The sequence below is a fragment of the Aetokthonos hydrillicola CCALA 1050 genome, assembly GCF_017591665.1.
Classification (GTDB): domain Bacteria; phylum Cyanobacteriota; class Cyanobacteriia; order Cyanobacteriales; family Nostocaceae; genus Aetokthonos; species Aetokthonos hydrillicola.
This window is the reverse complement of record NZ_JAAKGC010000175.1, coordinates 1-6,959: the sequence shown is the minus strand read 5'-3', so window position 1 is coordinate 6,959 and position 6,959 is coordinate 1. Positions and strand designations below refer to the sequence as shown.

6 protein-coding genes and 1 pseudogene are annotated in these 6,959 nt (G+C 40.6%); 3 read left to right on the top strand and 4 right to left on the bottom strand.

Annotation, left to right across the window (positions count from 1 at the left end):
• Nucleotides 1–60: 60 nt before the first annotated feature.
• Entirely contained in the window at nucleotides 61–756 is a 696-nt protein-coding gene (gene surE / locus G4P69_RS34635) for a 5'/3'-nucleotidase SurE (RefSeq protein ID WP_208342019.1), read from the top strand.
• On the opposite strand, the gene G4P69_RS34630 is transcribed toward surE, so the two are convergent.
• On the bottom strand, nucleotides 737–1,036 hold the full coding sequence (locus G4P69_RS34630) for a hypothetical protein (protein ID WP_208342020.1): 300 nt from the start codon (nucleotides 1,034–1,036) through the stop codon (nucleotides 737–739). The two genes, surE and G4P69_RS34630, sit on opposite strands and share 20 nt — an antisense overlap.
• Before the next feature lie 855 nt (nucleotides 1,037–1,891).
• Between G4P69_RS34630 and G4P69_RS34625 the strand changes: the two genes are divergently transcribed.
• A complete protein-coding gene (locus G4P69_RS34625; RefSeq protein WP_208342021.1) occupies nucleotides 1,892–2,569 on the top strand; it encodes a sugar transferase in 678 nt (225 codons plus the stop codon).
• A 187-nt stretch (nucleotides 2,570–2,756) separates the two neighbouring features.
• Here the strand turns inward: G4P69_RS34625 and G4P69_RS34620 are convergent, their stop codons facing one another.
• Both G4P69_RS34620 and G4P69_RS34615 read right to left on the bottom strand, forming a co-directional pair.
• Nucleotides 2,757–4,583: an ABC transporter ATP-binding protein gene (locus G4P69_RS34620; RefSeq protein ID WP_208354442.1), complete on the bottom strand. Its 1,827-nt coding sequence runs from the start codon at nucleotides 4,581–4,583 to the stop codon at nucleotides 2,757–2,759.
• Between the two features lie 123 nt (nucleotides 4,584–4,706).
• Nucleotides 4,707–5,372: a hypothetical protein gene (locus G4P69_RS34615; RefSeq protein WP_208354440.1), complete on the bottom strand. Its 666-nt coding sequence runs from the start codon at nucleotides 5,370–5,372 to the stop codon at nucleotides 4,707–4,709.
• Nucleotides 5,373–5,612: 240 nt separating this feature from the next.
• On the opposite strand from G4P69_RS34615, the gene galE reads away from it, so the two are divergent.
• Nucleotides 5,613–6,608, top strand: coding sequence for a UDP-glucose 4-epimerase GalE (gene galE / locus G4P69_RS34610; RefSeq protein WP_208345963.1), 996 nt, complete (start codon nucleotides 5,613–5,615; stop codon nucleotides 6,606–6,608).
• A gap of 22 nt (nucleotides 6,609–6,630) precedes the next feature.
• On the opposite strand, the pseudogene G4P69_RS34605 reads toward galE, so the two are convergent.
• A pseudogene (locus G4P69_RS34605) lies at nucleotides 6,631–6,959 on the bottom strand (sulfite exporter TauE/SafE family protein); the annotation flags it as partial.

Genomic DNA, 6,959 nt, shown 5'->3' with positions numbered 1-6,959 from the left:
TGCCCCATGCCCCTTGTCGTATAATACCCAGTGTTCGCTCAAACTCCCACACGCTCTTCCATGACTATACTTCTAACCAATGATGATGGGATAGATGCCCCTGGTATTCAAGCTCTACTGAAAGCTGTAAATGGAAAACAAGCCATTATCGCCGCACCAAGGGACCATTTATCTGGCTGTGGTCATCAAGTGACTACAAATCGTCCTATAGAGGTTGATCGTCGCTCTGATTATGAGTATGCAATAGCCGGGACTCCTGCCGATTGTGTACGGATTGCGATAGCTCATATTTGCCAAAATGCGAAATTCGTGATTTCTGGGATTAATGCTGGGGGTAATATGGGAGTTGATAGTTACATTTCTGGTACTGTTGCAGCTGTCCGAGAAGCTGCGATTCATGGCATTCCTGGAATTGCGGTTTCCCAATACCGCAAAGCCAAACTAAACTATGATTGGGACTTAGCAGCTAGGTTGACTCAAGATATTCTAGTTGATTTACTCAACCGTCCTTTGGAGTTAGGTTCTTTTTGGAATGTAAACTTACCACATTTACTGCCAGAAGAGCCAAGTCCAGAAGTCGTGTTTTGTGAACCTTGTACAAAACCTTTGCCAACCAGCTACCGGATTGAGGGTAATAAGTTTTATTATGTGGGGGAATATGCCAAGCGTGATCGCACGCCTGGCAGCGACGTTGATGTATGTTTTTCCGGCAAAATTGCTGTAACAAAGTTAACAGTTAATCGTCTGTTCCTGTAACCAATTTTGTTATTCGATCTAAGGTATGTGTTAGTTGAGTGAGTGTAGCGAGAGAATCATCCTGTTTTTTAGTCAGAGTTTGTACTGCATCACATAGCGATAAAATCTGATGACCTTGTTGTTGTACTTGCCTTCCCTGTTCTTCAACTTGAGCGCTTAGAGTATCGACTCTTTCTGCAAGACGCTCAATTGTCTCAGTAGTAGCAAGTACTGCTTCCCCAATTTGCTCAACAATTGATTCTAAGCGACTGATTTTAACCTCGATTCCTGCTACAATCATTTCTTTAGTACCTCAATTTTGACATAGCATTACAGTAAATTTGCTGTTGTTTTAAAATCGATGGATACACGCAGTAGCTCACAGCCACTGTCAAAACACAAATGTAAGTTGAATCTTTACAATACCAGCTTACTAAAGGAGTTTTGATTTTAAAAGGTTCCTCCTTCGAGTTTGGTGCATCAAGGTAAATGCTGTCTGTGTAATTTCAAATTAACAGAACAATTGAGTCCAAAGACAGAAGTCTTAAGCTTTTGTTTAACTCATCATATTGCCATAGTTGTAATCAAGCTGTAACCAGGCTTTCATATCAGCTACTTGAATGGTGTCAAACGATTCATTTAGTGGTAAAAATAGTCTCTGAAGCATGGCCTTGTATGTTTATATAGCAATCAGATAACAGTTTATTTTGTAAGCTTATACAAGTAACCTGATAGTTAGTTATTAATACCATAGTTATTGAGGAGCATATTTTTCAGAAAAATTCATCCATCATCAGGAATATACAAATTCTTAGCAAGAGTGTCTGGTTTTGGAAAAGTAAGGTATTCCAAAATGGCTCGTGGGAAAAGGTGAGGCTATTGTAAGCAGTTGCTCTAAAGAGTGCGCACAGCATTGCAAATTGCAAGTAAAGAAACTAACAATAACTCTTTTCGCTTTTATTGCGTCCCAAGCAGCAAATAGAAGTTTTATACATAATGTCCTTTATCTGAAGTTTATAAAAAAAACATGAATTCAAGAATATTGATGAAGATTCAGTGAAAGTACTGTTAAAACAGATGCTCTTGCAGAAATCTAAGTATATAGTTGGATTAAGTTAAGTAATTATACGTTTTTAGCTCAACATTCGGCTTGACAATGTACCAAATACCATACACAACCGTTGTTGAAGGTTCAATTTCTAACCCTTGGGAATTACAATTTACCCTTCATCCTTCAGTAAATTCTAAGTTTAAACGTTGCTTGGATATTGTCGGTAGCTTAGTAGGGCTATCGATAATGGCAGTTTTGTTTATACCAATAGCGATCGCCATTAAAATTGATAGTCCTGGCCCGATTTTTTTCACACAAGAACGCTACGGACTGCAAGGGCGGAAATTTCAGATTAGGAAATTCCGCTCAATGGTTCCTAATGCCGAGCAGTTAAAATCCTTAGTGAGTAACGAAGCTAATGGATTAATTTTTAAAAATAAAAATGATTTCCGTGTCACAAGAGTAGGGCGTTTTTTACGCAGTACTAGCTTGGATGAACTTCCGCAGTTTTTTAACGTCCTGGTAGGCGAAATGAGTCTAGTAGGTACACGTCCACCTACAGCTGACGAAGTGATGCATTACGATAAACGTCACTGGCAACGTTTAAATGTAAAACCAGGTTTGACAGGTGAATGGCAAGTTAACGGTCGTTCTCACGTTAAGGATTTCGAGCAAATCGTTGATTTGGACATGAGATATCAAAAGCAATGGTATCCAATGTACGATGTACTTCTAATTCTTCGAACAGTTCTTATCATTTTTGCTCGTGTAGGAGCTTTTTGATTACCTTCGAGTATTATAATCTCGAAATATATTCAAAAACATAAAGAAATTTAACTTACACATAACTATTACTCTGAGCCGGATATGCTCCCAAAGCGAATCAGGCTCAGACATCTCATTATAACCCGGATCCCTGATTATGATTAATATTCAGATAAAGTTTATTTTTTTCTCTGCCAAAAATCAACTATTGTAATAATTCTTCAACTTGATGCTGATTCCATAGATTGCGGTAAAGACCTGGTTGTTGCAGTAGTTCTATCTGGGTTCCTGCTTGCACAATTTGACCATTGTCAACGACAAAGATTCGATCAGCAGCAGATGCAGCAGATAATTGGTGGGTTATGAAAATAATAGTTTTGCGTTCTCTACGAGAAGGAACAAACTCGAAAGATGGCTTTGAGAAGGCATTTGCAAATGTAGTGCTGTCCATCAACTCATAACTTCCTCGGGAGAGGCTTTTCAAAATCGCTGTAGCTGTTTGATTATCTACACTTGAAAGAGCGTCATCTAAGACTAATATTGGCGCATCAACTAGCAATGCCCTAGCCAAGGCCGTACGCTGTCGCTGACCCCCGGAAAGGGTAATGCCTCGTTCACCAACTATTGTTTCATATTGTTGAGGAAAATAAAGTATTTCATCGTGGATTTGTGCCACTTTAGCAACGGATTCTACCTCCTGTTGTTCACTTATCGGATCTTCGTAGCGAATGTTATTTTTGATCGTGGTGCTGAAAAGAAAGCTATCTTGGGGAACGTAAGCGATCGCAGATCGTAAATCGGCCAAGGCTAGTTTTGTAATGTCCACTCCATCCAAAAATAACTGACCTTGCCCAATATCCAGTAATCTTGGCAAAGCATTCGCTAAAGTTGATTTTCCAGAACCAATAGGTCCCACAATTGCTACAATTTCTCCAGGCACAATAGTAAAGTTAATGTTGTCCAAAGCTGGTTTATTAGAGCCTGGATATGTGTAGCTGAAATTTTTAGCTGTCAGTTCGCCTTTCACTTTATCTTGTTGGAGGTGAATGGCATCAGTTCCATCTTGAATTTTGGGTTTAGCAGAAAGAATCGCCTCAAGCCTATCAATACTAACTTCACCCCGTTGATAAGTGGTAATTGTAAATCCTAGTAAAGTGGTGGGAAAAATCAACCTTTCAATGTAAATTAGCAGTGCAATAAAGTCACCTACAGCAAGGCTTCCTGATGTAACACGTGATGCCCCCAGCCAGATAATTACCAAAGAGCTAACGCTAGCTAGTCCACTAATTAGGGGAAATAGAGTATTCCGGCTTTTCGCAAGTTGTAGATTAGCTTGTAGCAACTGCTTATTTTTCTTAGCAAAGGCACGACGCTCATTTTGCTCTTGGGCATAGATTTTGATTAATGCTATGCCGCTAATATCCTCTTGGATCAGTTCACTGATGTCAGAAAGACTTTCTTGTACTACTGACTGTTCGTGTCGTAGCCGATTGCTAAACAGTTGTACAAGAAATATCATCAAAGGATACACTACTAGTGCGGCTAATGTGATTTGCACATTAATCGACAGCATAAATGGTAGCGTTATAGCATAAGCAAATACAATATTTGCCAAACTTAGTACTGCAAAACCTAATAACCTACGAATATTATCTACATCATTAGTAGCACGACTGATTAAATCGCCCCCAGTATTGGTGTTAAAGTAAGAGGGCTCCAGTTTGAGTAAGTGTTCAAAAATCTTTTGTTTTAAGTCAAATTCTACCTGGCGACCGACACCAAATAACCAGAGGCGAGAAGCCATACGAATTAGCCACATTGACGAACTTAGCAAGAAAATCAGCACCACATAATTTATGACTTGGTTCAACCGGAAATTTGCTGAGAGTTTGTCAATGCAATCGCGAATCAATAAAGGTATCCAAGCACCCAGTCCATTCACGATCAACAAAGCAAGAATCCCTAGAAAGGCTTCTCGCCAATGAGGGCGTAGATAAGAAAGCAGTTTAATCAGCCGTCGTGGTTTTGCCATTGGGGGAGTAGGAGGAGCGGAGGAGCAGGGAGGCAGCGGTGCAGGGAGCAGGGGAGTGAGTAAATACTTAGTCCTTAATACCCAATTCCCCATGCCCAATGCCCTATACCAGAGTCATAAAAATTATCGTCCACTACGTAAGAAAACGTAAATTCGGGTAAGATAACTGTCCCAGACAGATGTTGTTAGTGCCAGTGTTTGTGCATTGGGTACAAAATCTTCCAGTCGTAACCCTCTACGAGGGATGTCTCTGGGACTAGGTCCTTCCAATAAGTAGGGTTTGGGTTTTATGTCCGTAGAGCTATAAGCAATAGTTGCTTGATCCATATTTCTAGAAGAGAGTATACCGCTGCCAACTACATCCGATCGCGGTGCAGTGGTCTGTTGATTCCATGCTACAAGTACCTCGGGTGAGGGTGCTAGTGCTACCGGTGTCCGAGTCAGTAAATAACCAAAAGCTGGTGTACTTGCTAACAGTAAAATAATCAGCGCCCAGCTGATTAAGAATCCTCCCGGTTTATCGACACCTCCACCCTTTATCCTTTGAGCAGCAAAAACTAACAGCAAAATAGATGCTCCAAGAGGTTTGAGGGGAAACGACACTACTCTCCACAACTCGCCCACAACAGGTTCTCTAGGGTTGAGGAAAGTTAGGACTACGATGATTATCAGAATTATTAAGAGAAATCGCCCTAAGAAACTTCCATAAGGAAATTTCTGGAACAAGGCGAATATGATAGCGCCAAGAAGCAACCACAGTAGTACTCGACTCAGCAGTACAAATGTCATAGATTAACTCTCTAAATTTTAATTGAGTGGTTAGCCTACAGGTTTTGGACTGTGGGGCTATTGTAGCGTCAAATTGTAATCGCACTGTTACTAGACCTCAAATAACTCACACCCTAAACATAAAGACTACCGTCGTAGTGATTTTAGAGCAAATTCTTTCAACTGGGTCTACTATTTGTCTTTTTTTAGATCAGTAATTACATTAGGTGAGTAGTTTGTCCATTCACTAAGGAAAAATAAATGCTTGGAAAACCTTCCATTTTGGTAACTGGAGGAGCCGGGTATATTGGCTCTCATGCGGTGCTTGCTCTTAAGCAGGCTGGTTATGACGTGGTAGTACTCGATAATCTAGTTTATGGGCATCGTGATTTAGTGGAAGAGGTTTTACAAGTAGAACTTATAGTCGGGGATACAGGCGATCGCCCTTTGTTGGATAACCTGTTCAATACCCACAATATTGAAGCAGTTATGCACTTTTCGGCTTATGCGTACGTGGGCGAATCGGTAACTGACCCTGCTAAGTACTACCGTAACAATGTTGTAGGCACTTTGACATTGTTAGAGGCAATGCTAGCAGCTTCTGTTAAGAAATTTGTATTTTCTTCTACTTGTGCTACGTACGGTATTCCACAATTTATTCCCCTTACAGAAAATCACCCCCAAAATCCTATTAATCCCTACGGTGCGACTAAACTCATGGTAGAACGGATTCTGTCTGACTTTAGTGTCGCTTACGATTTCAGATCGGTTTGTTTCCGTTATTTTAACGCTGCTGGTGCTCACCCAAAAGCTGATCTAGGTGAAGATCATAACCCAGAAACTCATTTGATCCCCTTGGTGTTATTTGCAGCGTTAGGTAAGCGGGAATCTATCTCAATTTTTGGTACTGACTACCCTACCCCTGATGGCACTTGTATTCGCGATTATATCCACGTTAGTGATTTAGCAGATGCTCATATTTTAGGGCTGGAATATTTATTAAAAGGTGGTGTCAGCGAAACATTCAATTTAGGAAACGGTAACGGCTTCTCAGTTAGAGAAGTTATTGAAGCAACCACCGCTGTTACTGGAAAGGAGATTAAAGTATTAGAGCGCGATCGCCGTCCTGGTGATCCCCCATCTCTTATTGGTAGTAGCGAGAAAGCTAGAAAAGTTTTAGGTTGGGAACCGCGATATCCATCCCTTAAAGAGATTATCGCTCATGCGTGGGAGTGGCATAAAAAACGCCATCAATAGGTTTTCATAAAGACGTGCATCTTTACTTAAAAAGCCAACGTGCCAGCAATACTCCTAGCGTGATGCTTCCTAAGAGGAGAACTGCTAATTGATTCTCCCAGGTAAATTGTAAAGAACCTAAATAATGAGGACCAATGACAGCTGTGTGGATCGCTGCAAAGAGTAAAGCTGGTACGGTTAATAAATGAATTTGTCTCCAACGTTTACCCAAAGATTTTTGTAAAGCATCAAAACTTGTCAATGCTGCCGGTGTCATCAAAGCCAGTGCTATAGCACCGGTGACCATACCCATCTGATACTCTGATGGTAAGAAAAAGAAAGCTGCAAGGTTCCATTTTAGAGAGTGTTCCA

Excerpts from the sequence above, each read along its gene's own strand:
- surE (WP_208342019.1), top strand. The coding sequence starts at position 61 with ATGACTATACTTCTAACCAATGATGATGGGATAGATGCCCCTGGTATT.
- G4P69_RS34630 (WP_208342020.1), bottom strand. The coding sequence starts at position 1,036 with ATGATTGTAGCAGGAATCGAGGTTAAAATCAGTCGCTTAGAATCAATT.
- G4P69_RS34625 (WP_208342021.1), top strand. The coding sequence starts at position 1,892 with ATGTACCAAATACCATACACAACCGTTGTTGAAGGTTCAATTTCTAAC.
- G4P69_RS34620 (WP_208354442.1), bottom strand. The coding sequence starts at position 4,583 with ATGGCAAAACCACGACGGCTGATTAAACTGCTTTCTTATCTACGCCCT.
- G4P69_RS34615 (WP_208354440.1), bottom strand. The coding sequence starts at position 5,372 with ATGACATTTGTACTGCTGAGTCGAGTACTACTGTGGTTGCTTCTTGGC.
- galE (WP_208345963.1), top strand. The coding sequence starts at position 5,613 with ATGCTTGGAAAACCTTCCATTTTGGTAACTGGAGGAGCCGGGTATATT.